The 14,483-nt window shown below is 39.7% G+C and carries 17 protein-coding genes; 4 read left to right on the top strand and 13 right to left on the bottom strand.

Annotation, left to right across the window (positions count from 1 at the left end):
• Positions 1 to 6 precede the first annotated feature (6 nt).
• The 7 genes from JI665_RS04985 to JI665_RS04955 form a co-directional block, all read right to left on the bottom strand.
• Positions 7 to 669, bottom strand: a complete 663-nt coding sequence (locus tag JI665_RS04985) for a GntR family transcriptional regulator (protein ID WP_206837038.1) — start codon at positions 667 to 669, stop codon at positions 7 to 9.
• Between the two features lie 89 nt (positions 670 to 758).
• On the bottom strand, positions 759 to 2,222 hold the full coding sequence (locus JI665_RS04980; protein WP_206837035.1) for an SLC13 family permease: 1,464 nt from the start codon (positions 2,220 to 2,222) through the stop codon (positions 759 to 761).
• Between the two features lie 23 nt (positions 2,223 to 2,245).
• On the bottom strand, positions 2,246 to 3,598 hold the full coding sequence (locus JI665_RS04975) for an MmgE/PrpD family protein (RefSeq protein WP_206837032.1): 1,353 nt from the start codon (positions 3,596 to 3,598) through the stop codon (positions 2,246 to 2,248).
• A gap of 13 nt (positions 3,599 to 3,611) precedes the next feature.
• Positions 3,612 to 4,472 carry an HpcH/HpaI aldolase/citrate lyase family protein gene (locus JI665_RS04970; RefSeq protein WP_206837030.1) on the bottom strand — a complete coding sequence of 287 codons (861 nt, stop codon included), beginning with the start codon at positions 4,470 to 4,472 and terminating at the stop codon, positions 3,612 to 3,614.
• 50 nt (positions 4,473 to 4,522) lie between these two features.
• Positions 4,523 to 5,167 (bottom strand): GntR family transcriptional regulator, encoded by a 645-nt coding sequence (locus JI665_RS04965; protein WP_206837027.1) that lies wholly within the window; start codon positions 5,165 to 5,167, stop codon positions 4,523 to 4,525.
• Positions 5,168 to 5,204: 37 nt separating this feature from the next.
• Entirely contained in the window at positions 5,205 to 6,473 is a 1,269-nt protein-coding gene (locus tag JI665_RS04960; protein WP_206837024.1) for a TRAP transporter large permease, read from the bottom strand.
• On the bottom strand, positions 6,470 to 7,027 hold the full coding sequence (locus JI665_RS04955) for a TRAP transporter small permease (RefSeq protein ID WP_206837020.1): 558 nt from the start codon (positions 7,025 to 7,027) through the stop codon (positions 6,470 to 6,472). Before JI665_RS04955 ends, JI665_RS04960 begins: the two co-directional genes overlap by 4 nt.
• Positions 7,028 to 7,242: 215 nt before the next feature.
• Between JI665_RS04955 and JI665_RS04950 the strand changes: the two genes are divergently transcribed.
• The 3 genes from JI665_RS04950 to JI665_RS04940 are packed head-to-tail and all read left to right on the top strand — an operon-like array spanning position 7,243 to position 9,318.
• Positions 7,243 to 7,383: a hypothetical protein gene (locus JI665_RS04950; RefSeq protein WP_206837017.1), complete on the top strand. Its 141-nt coding sequence runs from the start codon at positions 7,243 to 7,245 to the stop codon at positions 7,381 to 7,383.
• Positions 7,380 to 8,360 (top strand): NAD(P)-dependent oxidoreductase, encoded by a 981-nt coding sequence (locus JI665_RS04945; protein ID WP_206837014.1) that lies wholly within the window; start codon positions 7,380 to 7,382, stop codon positions 8,358 to 8,360. The genes JI665_RS04950 and JI665_RS04945 overlap by 4 nt, the downstream gene beginning before the upstream one ends.
• A complete protein-coding gene (locus JI665_RS04940) occupies positions 8,281 to 9,318 on the top strand; it encodes a DctP family TRAP transporter solute-binding subunit (protein ID WP_206837012.1) in 1,038 nt (345 codons plus the stop codon). The genes JI665_RS04945 and JI665_RS04940 overlap by 80 nt, the downstream gene beginning before the upstream one ends.
• A gap of 260 nt (positions 9,319 to 9,578) precedes the next feature.
• Here JI665_RS04940 and JI665_RS04935 read toward each other — a convergent pair whose 3' ends face one another.
• The 6 genes from JI665_RS04935 to JI665_RS28500 all read right to left on the bottom strand — a co-directional run bounded on the left by JI665_RS04935 (position 9,579) and on the right by JI665_RS28500 (position 13,797).
• The gene (locus tag JI665_RS04935) at positions 9,579 to 10,652 is read right to left on the bottom strand and encodes a tartrate dehydrogenase (RefSeq protein ID WP_280516060.1); all 1,074 of its coding nucleotides are present in this window, start codon (positions 10,650 to 10,652) and stop codon (positions 9,579 to 9,581) included.
• Positions 10,649 to 11,230, bottom strand: coding sequence for a FumA C-terminus/TtdB family hydratase beta subunit (locus JI665_RS04930; protein WP_035330508.1), 582 nt, complete (start codon positions 11,228 to 11,230; stop codon positions 10,649 to 10,651). Before JI665_RS04930 ends, JI665_RS04935 begins: the two co-directional genes overlap by 4 nt.
• A gap of 21 nt (positions 11,231 to 11,251) precedes the next feature.
• The gene (locus JI665_RS04925; protein WP_035330509.1) at positions 11,252 to 12,094 is read right to left on the bottom strand and encodes a fumarate hydratase; all 843 of its coding nucleotides are present in this window, start codon (positions 12,092 to 12,094) and stop codon (positions 11,252 to 11,254) included.
• Positions 12,091 to 12,765: a GntR family transcriptional regulator gene (locus JI665_RS04920; RefSeq protein ID WP_206837009.1), complete on the bottom strand. Its 675-nt coding sequence runs from the start codon at positions 12,763 to 12,765 to the stop codon at positions 12,091 to 12,093. Before JI665_RS04920 ends, JI665_RS04925 begins: the two co-directional genes overlap by 4 nt.
• Positions 12,766 to 12,940: 175 nt before the next feature.
• Entirely contained in the window at positions 12,941 to 13,321 is a 381-nt protein-coding gene (gene pcaC / locus JI665_RS04915) for a 4-carboxymuconolactone decarboxylase (protein WP_035330511.1), read from the bottom strand.
• The gene (locus JI665_RS28500; protein ID WP_206837006.1) at positions 13,321 to 13,797 is read right to left on the bottom strand and encodes a PaaI family thioesterase; all 477 of its coding nucleotides are present in this window, start codon (positions 13,795 to 13,797) and stop codon (positions 13,321 to 13,323) included. The genes pcaC and JI665_RS28500 overlap by 1 nt, the downstream gene beginning before the upstream one ends.
• Positions 13,798 to 14,296: 499 nt before the next feature.
• On the opposite strand from JI665_RS28500, the gene JI665_RS04905 reads away from it, so the two are divergent.
• A complete protein-coding gene (locus JI665_RS04905) occupies positions 14,297 to 14,479 on the top strand; it encodes a hypothetical protein (protein ID WP_076256156.1) in 183 nt (60 codons plus the stop codon).
• The last annotated feature ends 4 nt before the right edge of the window (positions 14,480 to 14,483 follow it).

Below are 14,483 nucleotides of genomic sequence, written 5' to 3'. Positions count from 1 at the left end.
GGGAATTTACTTCCCTTCTTTCTTCAGGCTTTCTATTAATGATTCTCCTGTTCGGTAGATATGCTCCGATACAATATTAGCAGCGGTTTCTTTATCTTTTTTTACAACTGCTTCAAGGATTTTTCTATGCTCTGTATTTGAGGTTTCAATTTGTCCGGTTAGAAGGTGTGGTGTTTGCTGCGGAAGGCCATTCCACAATGTGCCAATAAATGAATTAAGACGTTCCCAATTACATCTTTTTACAAGCAAACGGTGAAAGTCAATGTTATACTGTACAAAAGTGTCTGCATCATCGGCCTTTTCCATTTCTGCTACAAGCGAAGAAAGCTGGGTGATATCTTCGTCTGTTAAAAAATCAACGCTTTGGTAAACAGCCATTTTCTCCAGCTCAGATCTTAAGGCATAAATTTCTTCAATGTCCTTAATGCTGATTGATTTCACTACGGCACCTTTATGCGGCTCCAGCTTAATAAGTCCCTCTGACTCCAGTTTTCTAAATGCTTCTCGAACAGGCATCCTGCTAACGCCCATTTTTTCTGCCAGATCTGATTGCTTTAACCTTTCACCCGGCTTGAAATCCCCTCTGATAATCGCTTCTCTTATTACATTGCACACTTTTAAATGGAGTGTATCCCTATTCTCAATTCGTAAGTCCTGATTCATAGACATATTTCAAATACCTTTCCTTATCCTATTTTAGTTTTAGGATACAGGATCCAAATATTATTGTCTACACTTTTCTGACACTTAAGTTTATTTTACAAAAAACCGAGCCAGTTCCACCACGTTACAGCCGTTAATATTGTAACGACCATCATAATAATAGTCATATAGATTCCCGGGATAATAAACTCTTTTTGCTGGATCTGCCCAGTGCTATGGACAATAATATTGGGAGTTGCTTCAACTACAAGAATATATCCATGGAGGCAGGCTAGTGAAGCCGTAATACATATTAATACCGGATCGGCACCTGCCTTGCCAGACAGCCCGATAAAAATAGGAATTAGCGTCACAACTGCTGTCGATACGTTGGCAACAGCCAAATGCAGGATTTGTGTGATAATTAAAATGGATGCAACAGCAGTAAGCGGTGTGCGAAGCAGATCAATAATCCATCCCGCACTTAAAGTAGTCCCTACAAGTTCCGCTGCCCCCGAATGATTAAAAGCATAGCCAAGCGATAAAGTTACACCCATAATGAGAATAGTATCAAAATTGATTTTTACCATACTATCCCACTTCGAACAGCCTATACCTGGAAATGCCATTAATATAACACCTATCAGGGTTGGAATGCTTGGGTGAAGTCCATGCAGCGGTTCGGTAAACCATAAACATACAATAAGAATTAAAATACCGATGCATTTTTTTTCATCTGTATTGATAGCACCTAACTCTTTCAGCTTTTTGTCCATTTCCTCCTTCAAATGATGAAATTCTTCATTTTCTTTTGGCAAGGGAAATACCTTGATTAATAACAGCCAGGATAGGGGAATTAAAAGCAGCCATATTGGAACCGTGTACATGAACCATTGTAAATAAGTTATTTGAATCCCCAAAAACTGCTTTAATAATTCTACCGTCAAGATATTTCCGATTGCTGCCGTCATGACAATCGTTCCGCTTATTGTTCCGCCAAATGCAACACCAAGCAGAATCATTTTCCGCAGATTTCCATCCTTCTTAACACCTATATGATCGAGCGCCATTAAAGCAACAGGTAATATCAGGGTAGCTCTTACAGCTACTGCAGGGATAAAAAAAGCCTGCACCTGAGGGATGAGCAAAATGCTTGCTAATAAACCTTTTGCTGTGCCGGCCCACTTTGCCAAAATCAAATATGCCAGTCTTTTAGCAAGTGGGGTATCATTAACTCCTCTTGCCAGCATCATTCCCCCAATTATCAAAAAAATGGCTGGTGAGGAAAAACCGCTGAAGATAATATCCATGGTCACAATTTTAAATAACAGCATTAACACCAGCAGCAGTACAGCAGTAACCCCAAGCGGCAAGGGCTCAAATGTCCAGTAAAAGACACTTAAGACCAAAAGGGCGAGCATGATTTTGGCAGAAACACTGCTTCCAGGCAAAACAGCGTAGACAGATGCAGACAGAGCAGCACCCAGCATTAGGGTAAATGTTTTTGAAGACCCAATGGAATTTACCCAGGATGACTTTGGCATAAAATTTACTTTTGCCTTGGTATTCGGAGAACCCAATTTACTCTCCTTCTTTCTTTTGCTTAAATACGGCTGGCTGATTCAACTGGTGTACACATCTGGAAAAATTCTTCCAAATCCTCTATTTCTTCCAGGCGGAATACCTGATCAATAAGTAATTTTTTTGCTTCCTCACTAATGATATTTCCCGTAACATCCTTGAATTTATCAATCAATTGCTGATCAGTCATAGGCTTATCCATACTGCCAATAGCATGTTCAACGAAATGGCTGAGTTCCCTGCCATCTTTCAATTTTACTGTTAATCTGACCTGGTCTTCTTTAATATTCTCATCTATCTTCAGCTGTATTTTTGTCCTTAAAGCCTTTACTTCAGGTTTATTAACGAAATCATCAGTAAACTCATTCACGCCAGCTCTTAAATGAAGGAATCCTGCAGCGACGCAATGGTAAACACTAAATTTCCCTTCAAGACCTGTTTTAAAATCTGTTTTGCCGGTTAGTTCTTTAACTAGAGGATGTCCTGTAATATGAATTTCTTCTACTTCTTCTGCTTTTAAGTTATGTGCTCTCTGTATGGCAATGATTCCTTCAATGGACGGATGGGTTACAATGCCGCTGGCAAATGGCTTATAGCTGTTTTTCTCAATTTCCCATTTATCTCCCCATTTATCTGTCAGCAGTTCCATTTTAGATTCTTCTGATAAAACATTGATAAATCCGCGCTCTGCTTCCAATGCTTGTTTAGAACTTGTAAACCCTTCGCCTGCAATGAATGCTGCAAGCATCCCATTCATCGCTGCTTTTCCCGGATGATAAGGCTTTGTCATTGTTCCAAACATTTCTCTTAATCCGGTAGGATCGGTTGCGGCTATCCCAATAGCAAAGGAAGTTTTCTCCTCGTCAAGCCTTAAGAGCTTGCTCATTGCTGCAGCAGCGCCAATTCCTCCAACGCTTCCGGTAATATGCCAGCCCCGCCAGTAGTGGGAAGGGTATACAGCCAGGGCAAGTCTGGCCTGAACCTCACAGCCTAAAATGAAAGCCTCTAAAACCTCTTTACCGGTTTTTTTCTTATATTGGCTATATGCTAATACAGCAGGAAAAACAGGGGAAGAAGGGTGAAGAACTGTTTCAAGCAGTGTGTCATCAAAGTCATAAATATGGGATGACATGCCGTTTAGCAAAGCTGCGAAAAGCATATCAGTCTTTTCATTTCTTCCAAGAATAGACGCCTGCGGGGTGCTTTCCATCAATTTTGAAACATTTAAAACTTTATCCATTGATTCATGATAGGCTGCTCCCATAGCAACACCGAGCCAGTTCAATAGACTTCTCTTAGCTTCATATACAGCATTTCCGTTTATTTGTTCAAAATTTGTATGATTGATATTTCTAGCAATTTGGGTGGTTACCATTTTATCTCTCCTCTTATAAACATGAATAGTTTAAAAGCCCTTTTGCTTTTTTATATACTGGATAATCCACTAATTTATTTCTTACCGAAATGGACGCACTCCCATTAAGTTCAGCCTCTTCAAACGCTTCTACTATTTCTCTTGCTTCTTTCAAGGCTTTTTCGTCCGGAGTAAAAACCTGATGAATGGCATTTATCTGTTTTGGATGAATAGACAGCTTGGATTTAAATCCTGAAATTCTAGCCCGGACAGCCTCTCTGTATAACCCTTCTTCATTGGATAGATCTGGATAAACCGCATCCACTGGGCTGCCGACCCCTGCCGCCCTTGATGCATTAACAATTTGTGACCTTGCAAAATAAAGCTCTTCACCTCCATCAGTTAGCTCGCAATCTATATCAAGTGAATAGTCAATTGAACCAAACACTAGCCTCGGAACCAAAGAATGAGAATTTGCAATTTCATAGGCAAAGTGAACACCTGAAGCTGTTTCGATCAGTGGCAGCACCTCAAAATGATCTCCTTTTCTGCCCGCCCTTTCAAGGAGCTCAAGCACTGTTTGGCAGATAACTTTCATATTGCTGCCGCTTTCAGCTTTCGGGACAATGATTCCCTTCGCACCTGATTCAACTGCACACTCGATATCTTTTCTCCAATACACTGTTGTAAAGTCATTGATTCTGATATACACATCTTTTTCAGCTGGGTAATTTAGCAAGTAATTTTTTGCCCTTTCTCTAGCAATCTCTTTTTCATTAATGGCAACGGCATCCTCCAGATCAAAAATAACACTGTCTGCTGCACTGGATAATGCTTTTCCCATTATTTTTTCAGAAACTGCCGGTACAAATAAGTAGGATCGTTTAGGTGCCATTGTTAACTCCTCCTTCGCGGATATTGGATCCAATTTTATGGAAGAATAGCTTACTCAATTACTTGAGTAAGCGCATTCCCTGCCCTCATGATATGGCTTTCGACCAGCTGTCTCAGCATGATAGGATCCTTTAATTCAAGGGCTCTTAACATTTGTTTATGCTCTTCATTCGAAACAAACATTGTTTTTGGAATGAGACTTGGAACATGAGCTGGGTATCCCTCAATAAATTCCTTCGTCAGCAATTTAATCTTTTTCCAATCACATCCCTTTTGCAACAGCATGTGAAACTGATGATTATGGCTAATAAAGGAATCCATATCATTGTTTTCAATATCCTGGTCCATTTTTTTTACAAATAGATGTAAGTCTGACTTATCCTCATTTGTAAGAAAATTCATTGATTTTTGAACAGTGATGCCCTCCAGGAGTGCTCTCAGATAATACAGCTCTTCTATATCTTCCCTTCTAAAGCCAATTACCTGTGCTCCTTTATGGGGAAGAAAGGCTACTAGTCCTTCCCTCTCGAGACAGCGGAGAGCCTCTCTTACAGGCATCCTGCTCACCCCAAATCTTGAAGCTAATTCATCTTGGATCAATCTTTCCCCCGGTTTATAAACCTGGTTGAAAATAGATTCCCTAATCATATCTGTAACTTTTTCTTGTAATGTATGAAACTCTTTTACCTGATTCATTTAAAAACTCCTTAAGCATTGTAAAAACTGCCAAGAATTATTTTGCTAATAACAGTGAAATCTGCGGGAAAATAACAATTAATATAAGGGCCAATACCATAAGAGCGAAGAAAGGCAGGACTCCCCTTACTACTTCCCCTACTTTTTCCCTAGTGATTCCGCTTACTACAAAAAGATTCAATCCTACAGGAGGAGTAATCATTGCCAATTCCATATTAATCGTCATTATAATCGCAAAGTGAATAATATTAATATCAAACATCACTAGAACCGGAAGTAAAATTGGCAAGGTAATTAAGATAATCGCTACAGCTTCCAGGAACATTCCAAGCACGAAGAACATTAAATTAACACCAATCATAAAAATCCATTTATTCGTTGTGCTTTCTTCAATCCATGCCGCGAAACTTTGCGGTACTTGCTCTGTCGTTAAGAACATTCCAAAGATCATAGCTGAGGCAATAACCAGGAAGATCATCGAAGTAATATTGATGGATTCCTTAAGTACTTCCCTGAATTTAGGAAACGACATTTCTTTATAGATAAATACTGAAACAATGATTCCATAGAAACATGAAACAAATGCTGCTTCAGTTGGGGTTACAATTCCAGAGTATATTCCTCCGAGGATAATAACAGGAAGAAGAAACCCCCAAATGGCCTTATAGGTCTTTTTCCAGCGTACATTCATTGGCTCTTTCGGCAATTTTCCATAATTATGAATGCGTGCGTTAACAATTGCAGAAACAAGTAAAATACCGCCAAGCAATAAACCCGGGATAATCCCCGCAGCAAATAGTTTACCTACAGATTCTTCTGCAACAGACGCGTAGATGATTAATGGTATGGAGGGTGGAATCAGAATTCCAAGTGTCCCTGCTGCTGCAACTAATCCCATTGCATAGCGCTTGCTGTAACCAGCCTTTACCATTCCTGGTATCATAATGCTCCCGATGGCTGCTGCTGTAGCGGGACTTGAACCAGATATTGCAGCAAAAATCATACATGCAAGGATGGTAACAACCGCGAGTCCACCGCGAATATGGCCAACCCACGATTTAAGAGCTTCAATCAAATGAAAGGATATACCGCCTTTCGACATAATAATTCCAGCAAATACAAACCCTGGAATAGCCATTAGTGTTGCTGAATTTAAGGAGTTAAACATTTTTTGGATGACAGTATATAGAGTAAAGTCGATCATGGACAGAGCTACAACACTTGAAAGCCCTAAGCTGACCGCAATAGGCACTCTAATAAGGCAAAGAATGGCAAAGACCAAAAACAATACTAGAACCGGACTCATGCTCCTACTCCCTTCTGATCAGATTCTTTCTTATTTAACTCCTGCATTTCTTCATAAAGGTGCTCAAGTTCTCCTGTAATTTCACGTTTATCACCTGTAAATGCCCGATAAGCCTTCACAATAAAGTAAACCCCCAGCAAACTCATTCCCACTGGCAGAACCAGATACGTAATCCAAATCGGAATTCCGACATCGATGGTAGTGATCCCCTGCTCTTTTGAAAGCGTTATCAATTCGAGGGATGAAAAAGCTAGATAAAAGGTGAAGCACGCTCCAATGATATTACTAATACCTGCAACGATCTTTTTTAATCCTTTTGGCAGCATATCAAACAATAACTCTACCTGAATGTGACGATTGTCTTTTAAAGCCATTCCAAACCCGATAAAAATGGACCATACGAGTAGAAATTCAAAAATCTCAGTGACCCATGCCTGTGGTGCATTTAACACATATCTGGTAAATACACCATATAAACTGACAACTACTCCTCCTATAAATAGCAATCCAGCTGCGCCTTCTTCGATGTGATCAAGCCATTTAAAGAGCTTCATACAATCAACTCCTTTTTTGGATTGTATCCAATCCTTGCTTGGTTTCTTTTTCAATATACAAGAAATAGTAATAAAAATAAACAGAAAATTTTATTTTTTTATTATTTTTAGTGTATTCACAATATTCGACTGATTTGTTATACTATTTTTATCATCCTGTATTAGCACCTCGTAAATTTTACTTTGTATCCAAAATCCAAAAAGGAGGTCGAAAGGTGGTATTAGAAGAAAGTACTTTGGCACTAAAGAAAAAACCCTCTTTAGTCAATGAGACTCTGGAAAATAATTCTCTTGACCAAAGAAGAAAAAAGGTTCCTTCTTTACATAAGGGGCTTAAAGGAGATGTTCTTTTATGAAAGAAAATATTGGCTTTATCGGACTGGGGAAAATGGGTCTGCCAATGGCAAAGAATCTCCTTAAGAACGGATACCATGTTTTTGGGTCAGATGTGAATGAAAACGCATTAATCGAACTCCGGGCATTGGGTGGCACTACCGGCAATATGAAAGAGTGGATTCATAAAGTACAGTATGTTGTGTTAATGCTCCCTTCCTCTGTAATCGTTAACAAGGTAGTGGAAGAAATCATTAATTCAAGATCTTTGGTTCCGCTTCAAGATCAGAATTCTCTCATGATAATTGATATGAGCAGTTCTTATCCTGCGGATACAAAAGAAAATAGCAGAAAACTGGAACCTTATAATATATGCTTTGTTGATGCTCCAGTAAGCGGCGGAGTAAAAAAAGCAGTTGATGGGACATTGACGATCATGGCTGGCGGTTCAGCAGAGCAATTCGAAAAATGTAAGCGTTTGCTGTGTGCCTTGGGCAGAAATATTTCTTTAGTTGGCCCATCCGGAAGCGGCCATTTAATAAAAGCAATTAATAATTACTTATCAGCCACCCATCTTTTAGCATCTTGTGAGGCTGTGCAATTGCTGGAGAACTTTGGTGTGGAGCCTGAGAAGGCAATCAATGTAATTAATCAAAGTACCGGCAGGAGCGGCTCGACAGAATATAAGTTCCCAAGTTTCATTTTGACAGAAACTTATAATTCCGGATTTTCTCTTGAATTGATCAAAAAAGACATTGGCATGGCAAGTCAGCTTTTTAAAGATGCAGATGCTGCTACTTCACTTCCAGAGATCGTATTTCAAAAATTTAGTGAAGCAAGCATTGCCTTAGACAAAGAAGCTGACCATACAGAGATAAATAAATTCGTATCAAATTACTTATTAAAAAGGGGGATTATAAATGAAGAAAATGAAAAAGTTGTTCCTGGCGGCTCTGGCTCTGGTAATGATGTTCGCCCTGGCGGCGTGCGGCAATTCTGAGAAAACTGAAGGTTCAGGCGGCGGTGCTGAAAGCGATGGAGTACAAGAACTAACAATTAAAATTGCTCACGTTGTAGCTGAAAATACTCCAAAACATCAAGGTGCTCTAAAAATGAAAGAGGTCATTGAAAAAGAGTCAGACGGCAAGATTAAAGTACAAGTATATCCTAACAGCTCTTTATTTGGCGATAAGGATGAATATCAGAACCTTGTTGCAAATAATGTTCAATTCATTTTACCTGATATGTCTAAGCTTGTTGGGAACGACCCTGGATTCAATATTCCTGCAATGCCTTTCCTCTTTGAAAGCGACGAAGCTGCTAATGCGTTCTGGGATGGAGAAAAAGGGCAGGAAATCTTTAAGCGTCTTGAAAAAGACGGAGTGCTTGGAAAGGCTATGTGGCCAAATGGCGCAAAGCACATGACTAATGATAAAAAGGCAATCAAGAAGCCGGAGGATTTAGATGGGATGAAAATCCGGACACAAGGCGGACAATTGCTTGAAGCAATCTATGCTGAACTGGGAGCTGGGTCTGCTTCTATTCCTTTCGGTGAATTATATACTGCCCTTCAGCAGGGAACAGTTGATGGACAGGAAAACACTTTCAGCAACATTGAATCCAAGAAGTTTGATGAAGTGCAAAAGTATATGACGATTATGGGGCATACCCGTGTTGATTATGCTTTGCTGACTAATACAAAATTCTGGGAAGGCTTAAATGATGAAACAAAAGCAATTGTACAAAAAGGCGTTGACGAAGGAACAAAGCTTGCAAGAGAGTCTGCTAAAAAACTTAATGACGATGCATTGGCAAAATTAAAAGAAAATGGGCAAGTTGAAATCAATGAGCTTTCTGATGCTGAAATCGAAGAGTTCAAGAAGACCCTTGAACCAATTTACAATGAGTGGGCTGAAAAAATCGGCAAGGATATCATTGAGGACGCTGAAAGCAAATAAAACTGCTTTTTTAATAGTAAGACGCAAAGGGCAACCGCACCAATCAAGGAGCGGTTGTTTTTTAATTATTTAAAGACATGTCTATCAATTATGCATGTAAGTACAGGCTCCCTTTCTCACTCGAAAAGAAAGAGCAGGATCGCCGGACCGTCCCTTATAGCATAAAGCCATGAGAATCAATCCAAAGTAAAAAAATAACAATCCCTAAAAAAAGAATCCCAGATTCGAATTCTGGGATTCTACAATTACGATATTAAGAGTTAAACTGAAACCGCCTTTTTAAGCCGTCTGCAAATCTCATCTCCAACCTCTTCTGTTGATGAAGTTCCTCCAATATCCGGAGTCTTTATACCATCATTTGTGACCTTCTCTATAATATCAAGCAGCTTACTGCCCAATTCCTCTTCACCGAAGTGGTCCAGCATCATTTTGGCAGTCCAAATTTGTCCGATTGGATTAGCAATTCCTTTCCCTACTATATCTGGTGCGGAGCCATGAACCGGTTCAAACATGGATGGATACTTTCCGTTAAGATTGATATTTGCTGCAGGAGCAATCCCAATGCTTCCCATAATTGCTCCTCCAATGTCGGTCAATATGTCCCCAAATAGGTTGCTGGCTACAATGACATCGAATATTTGCGGACGAGTTACAAAAAATGCAGCAAGGGCATCAATATGATAAGAAGCAGTCTGTACATCCTGATGCTCTCCCTTGACTTCGTTAAATACTTCATCCCAGAATGGCATGGAATGAAAAATCCCATTAGACTTGGTAGCTGATGTCACATGGCCTCTTCTTTTCTTTGCTAGTTCGAAGGCATAGCGCATCGCTCTTTCTGTTCCCTTTTTAGTAAAAATAGCATTCTGGATGGCCAGTTCATCATCACCTTTATGAATTCTTCCTCCTACCTCACTATACTCTCCTTCACTGTTTTCCCGTACTACAATTAAATCAAAATCATTAGGGTTGACCAGCGGCGACTTTAACCCTTTAAAATACTTTGCAGGACGAATATTAATAGATTGTTCAAATTCCCTTCTAATCTTAATTAACAGACCCCATAAGGCAATGTGGTCTTGAACTAAAGCTGGATTACCGATGGCACCAAGAAAAATAGATTCAAAGTTTTTTAATGTTTGTAAGCCATCATCCGGCATCATCTTTCCGTGTTCCACATAATAATCGCTGCTCCAAGGGAAAGATTGAAAATCAAATTTTATTCCACCGTGAACTTCTGCAACCGTTTCTAATACCTTTAAAGATACAGGTACTACTTCTTTTCCAATTCCATCCCCAGGTATTACGGCAACTTCAAATTTTTTCATCATCATACAGCTCCCTTATTTGTTTTTTGATTGAAATTTTCATATTTTGCAATCTCTTGCTGGTATAAATCGTCACCGTTTGAATCATATGCTACAAGCAAAGGGAAATCCTGAACTTCCAGTCTTCTTATCGCTTCTGGTCCTAAGTCTTCATATGCAACCACCTGGACAGCTTTCACTCTCCTGCTTAGAATGGTTGACAATCCACCAATCGCCGCAAATGAAACTGCGCCATGTTTCTTGCAGGCATCCTTCACCATATCTCTCCTCGGGCCTTTCCCAATCGTTCCGACAACGCCATATTCGTACATTGCGGGTGCGTATGGATCCATCCTAAATGCAGTAGTCGGTGCTACCGGTCCTATTACCTGTCCAGGTTTTGGAGGGCAAGGACCTGCGTAAAAGATGACTTCCCCTTTTAGTTCCACTGGCAAAGGCTTATTATTTTCAAGCAGCTCTACCATTCTTTTATGCGCAGCGTCTCTGGCCATGAAAATCGTTCCTGTCAGCGATACAGTATCGCCAATTTTTAATTTCTTTATATCTTCCTTGGTTATAGGTGTTTGCAGCCTGTATTCCGGCATCGAATCCCTCCCAGCTTTCATTTAAATAACAATTGTTTTCTTTCTTGCAGCATGACACTGAATATTAACTGCCACAGGCAAGGCTGTAATATGGCATGCGAATGTTTCGATAGGCACCCATAATGCTGTGCTCGTCCCGCCAAGTCCCTGAGGTCCAATCCCTGTATTATTAATGGCTTCCAGTAATTCCTTTTCAAGCTCTGCAATATGTGGGTCAGGGTGGTGAACACCAATTTCTCTTAATACAGCATGTTTCGCAAGAGATGTTACTTTATCAAAACTGCCGCCAATCCCCACTCCTACCACAACGGGCGGGCACGCCTTCCCCCCGGCATCTTTAATTGTCTGAAGGACAAAATTCTTAACACCTTCGACACCTTCCCCTGGAAGCAGAAATTTCATAGCGCTCATATTCTCACTTCCGCCGCCCTTTGGCAGAACGGTAATCTTAATTTGATCACCAGGCACAATTTCCGTATGTACGACTGCTGGGGTATTATCTCCTGTGTTTACACGAAGCAAAGGATCACCTACAACAGATTTGCGTAGATACCCTTCCCTGTATCCAGTCCGAACTCCTTCTTGAATGCAATCTAAGTAATTTCCGCCTATAATATGCACATCCTGCCCGATCTCAACAAAAACAACAGCCATGCCAGTATCATGACAATAAGGCATATGATTAGTTTTAGCTTCCTCTGCATTCTCCATCAGCTGCTGAAGAATGGACTTCCCGATAGGTGAAGCCTCTGTTTTTTCGGCTCGTTTAAACCCTGCCAAAACATCATCAGGCAAATAGTAGCATGCTTCCCAGCAAAGCTTGGCAACGCTTTCAGTTAAAACCTCAGCATCTACAATCCTCATTTAATCTCCTCTTTTCCCTCAATAAGATATATCAGGTTTTTTAAATCCTCCTGGGTATGTTCCATTAAACATTGTGCTGCTTTTTCTGGATTTCTTTCACTGATCGCTTTAAAGATTTCCTTGTGGCCTTTTAAAATAATAGGTCCACGCTCATCACCCTCAATATTTAAAAGCCTGTAATAATAAATTAATGAATGAAGTTCATCCACTAGTTTTTTTAACCTTTCATTTTCACTTATTAAAATGATTTTCTCATGAAACTTCGTGTTCCAATTTACAATTTCCTCCTTATCATTTTTTTTGATTGCCGCTTCTGTTCCAGCTATGATACTTCCCAGTTCTGCTATTTGTGCCTCTGTTGCCCTCTCTGCTGCCAGAGCCACAGCAGCCGATTCCAGTGCAATCCTGCAGCCATAGATATCTTTAACATCTTTCAATGTTGGCTTATATACCGTGATTTGAGATTTTTCATCCATACACAGAAGGCCCTCATTAATTAATATCCGGATCGCTTCTCTAACAGGGCTGCGGCTGATGGAGAATTGCTTGGCAAGCTGGGCTTCGTATAACCGGTCTCCTGGTTTATATTCTCCGTGCCAAATTCGCTCTTTAATAGTTTGCTGAATTTGAAGGTAAAATGGAAGTGCTTTCTCAAGAGGTTTCTGGCTCATATTCCCACCCCTTTCACTTTTTAATTGGTAATCTGTCGGCTGTCGACAGCTTTAATTTTATAATAGTATTAATTATCAAAAGATTCAATAAATAGATTTATAAATAGGGAAACACCATTCTTCTTTAACCTGGCAGAATGGTGTTTCTAACTAGAAGCATGGCTAAGACAAACTATTATTCTTCTATTCCCATTTCCTTAAAAATTTCCTGGGCAGTCTTAAAGCTGTCCAATGATGCTGGTACTCCGCAATAAATGGCAGTCTGTAAAAATATTTCCTGAATCTCTTCTTTTGTAACACCATTATTGATGGCGCCTCGTAAGTGAAGCTTTAATTCATGGGGGCGATTTAGTGCAGTCAGCATTGCTAAATTAATCATGCTTCTCGTCTTTTTAGGCAAACCTTCTCTAGTCCAAATTTCTCCCCAGCAATACTCTGTCACTAATTCCTGAAGAGGCTTTGTGAAACTGGTTGCATTATTTATGGAGTTATCAACATACTCAGCCCCTAAAACTTCACGCCTTACTTGTAATCCGTCATCAAATTTTACACTCATTATAAATTCCCCTCCTTATGTTTTAAAAAAAATGTTCCCAATGCGATCGCCACTGGCTGTCCTTTTTCATCCAGAATTTTGCACTCTGAAACAACAGTACTTCGGCCAAGATGAACTATTGTAGGTTCGGCATACAACTTTTTTCCTTTGCCAGGCCTAATATAATTCATTTTCAACTCCAAGGTGTAGACTTCGGAATCTTTTGGTATCTGGGTCATTATGTGGAATCCAATAGATACATCTGCCAATGTATAGAGAGCTCCACCTTGGGCAACATCATATGTATTGGCATTCTGCATGCCCAATTCCATGCTCATTTCTCCATTTTCTTCAAAACCGATTCCTAAAAGCCTCCCTGTATAATGCAGTTCCTTTTTTGGCTCTTTTAGTGCCCTTATAACGTGGTAGATCTGATCTAATTCTTCGCTTGAGAAATTCTCAAGTTTTTTTAAAATATCGCTGGCAGCTGCATTCACGTTTATAATCCCAACCCTCCTATCTTAAGAAAACTTTAGCCATCTAATATTAGGATACTGGATCCAACAAAAAACGTCTATACTTTTCTGAATTTTTTAAATTTAAAAATAGTAACGGTATTTATTATTATAATTTTTTGCTCTTTTGGTATAAATTGTTGTTTTTCGCCTTTCAATTTTGTCCGTTTATTTCCGCTCCAGGCTGCTCGCTTTCCGCGGGGCAGGCGGTGAGCCTCCTCTACGCTGCGCGTCTGCGGGGTCTCACCTGTCCCGCTACTCCCTCAGGACTTTGAATAAGCATCTTGTATAAACACCGCACGAAGGAAATGCGAATGTATTTTCGAGGACCTCGCACCTTCCGCTACAATCAACTCAGTAAATAATATACAAAAGCAACAAACCTTGCGAAAACAGCTAGTTTTAAAATTGCTTAATCCCTACTTGACTAATCGGATAAATATGAATTAAAATATAACTAACAAAAGGGAGGGTTCAATACATGCCATTAAACAGAGAAACGTTAATCAGCAAATTATTATCTCTATCTAAATTCCAGCATAATCACAGCTTGTTTAATTTAAGTGACAGAAAGCTGGAAGCTCTGTATCTGGATCATATTCTATTTTCACCTCACCCTCACAGCGGACATCAATCAATCAAATTAATTGGAAAAAATAGATAATAAG

Source organism: Bacillus sp. NTK034 (assembly GCF_017303275.1).
In the GTDB taxonomy this organism is placed as follows: Bacteria; Bacillota; Bacilli; order Bacillales; family Cytobacillaceae; genus Cytobacillus.
The sequence above is the reverse complement of the archived record's forward strand: the minus strand, read 5'-3'. Positions and strand labels throughout refer to the sequence as shown.

Bases quoted from the DNA above. Each gene is read 5' to 3' on its own strand.
- JI665_RS04985 (WP_206837038.1), bottom strand. From the start codon at position 669: ATGTCTATGAATCAGGACTTACGAATTGAGAATAGGGATACACTCCAT.
- JI665_RS04945 (WP_206837014.1), top strand. From the start codon at position 7,380: ATGAAAGAAAATATTGGCTTTATCGGACTGGGGAAAATGGGTCTGCCA.
- JI665_RS04965 (WP_206837027.1), bottom strand. From the start codon at position 5,167: ATGAATCAGGTAAAAGAGTTTCATACATTACAAGAAAAAGTTACAGAT.
- JI665_RS04925 (WP_035330509.1), bottom strand. From the start codon at position 12,094: ATGAGGATTGTAGATGCTGAGGTTTTAACTGAAAGCGTTGCCAAGCTT.
- JI665_RS04930 (WP_035330508.1), bottom strand. From the start codon at position 11,230: ATGCCGGAATACAGGCTGCAAACACCTATAACCAAGGAAGATATAAAG.
- JI665_RS04970 (WP_206837030.1), bottom strand. From the start codon at position 4,472: ATGGCACCTAAACGATCCTACTTATTTGTACCGGCAGTTTCTGAAAAA.
- pcaC (WP_035330511.1), bottom strand. From the start codon at position 13,321: ATGAGTGTAAAATTTGATGACGGATTACAAGTAAGGCGTGAAGTTTTA.
- JI665_RS04955 (WP_206837020.1), bottom strand. From the start codon at position 7,027: ATGAAGCTCTTTAAATGGCTTGATCACATCGAAGAAGGCGCAGCTGGA.
- JI665_RS04935 (WP_280516060.1), bottom strand. From the start codon at position 10,652: ATGATGATGAAAAAATTTGAAGTTGCCGTAATACCTGGGGATGGAATT.
- JI665_RS04905 (WP_076256156.1), top strand. From the start codon at position 14,297: ATGCCATTAAACAGAGAAACGTTAATCAGCAAATTATTATCTCTATCT.
- JI665_RS04975 (WP_206837032.1), bottom strand. From the start codon at position 3,598: ATGGTAACCACCCAAATTGCTAGAAATATCAATCATACAAATTTTGAA.
- JI665_RS04920 (WP_206837009.1), bottom strand. From the start codon at position 12,765: ATGAGCCAGAAACCTCTTGAGAAAGCACTTCCATTTTACCTTCAAATT.
- JI665_RS04940 (WP_206837012.1), top strand. From the start codon at position 8,281: ATGAAGAAAATGAAAAAGTTGTTCCTGGCGGCTCTGGCTCTGGTAATG.
- JI665_RS04960 (WP_206837024.1), bottom strand. From the start codon at position 6,473: ATGAGTCCGGTTCTAGTATTGTTTTTGGTCTTTGCCATTCTTTGCCTT.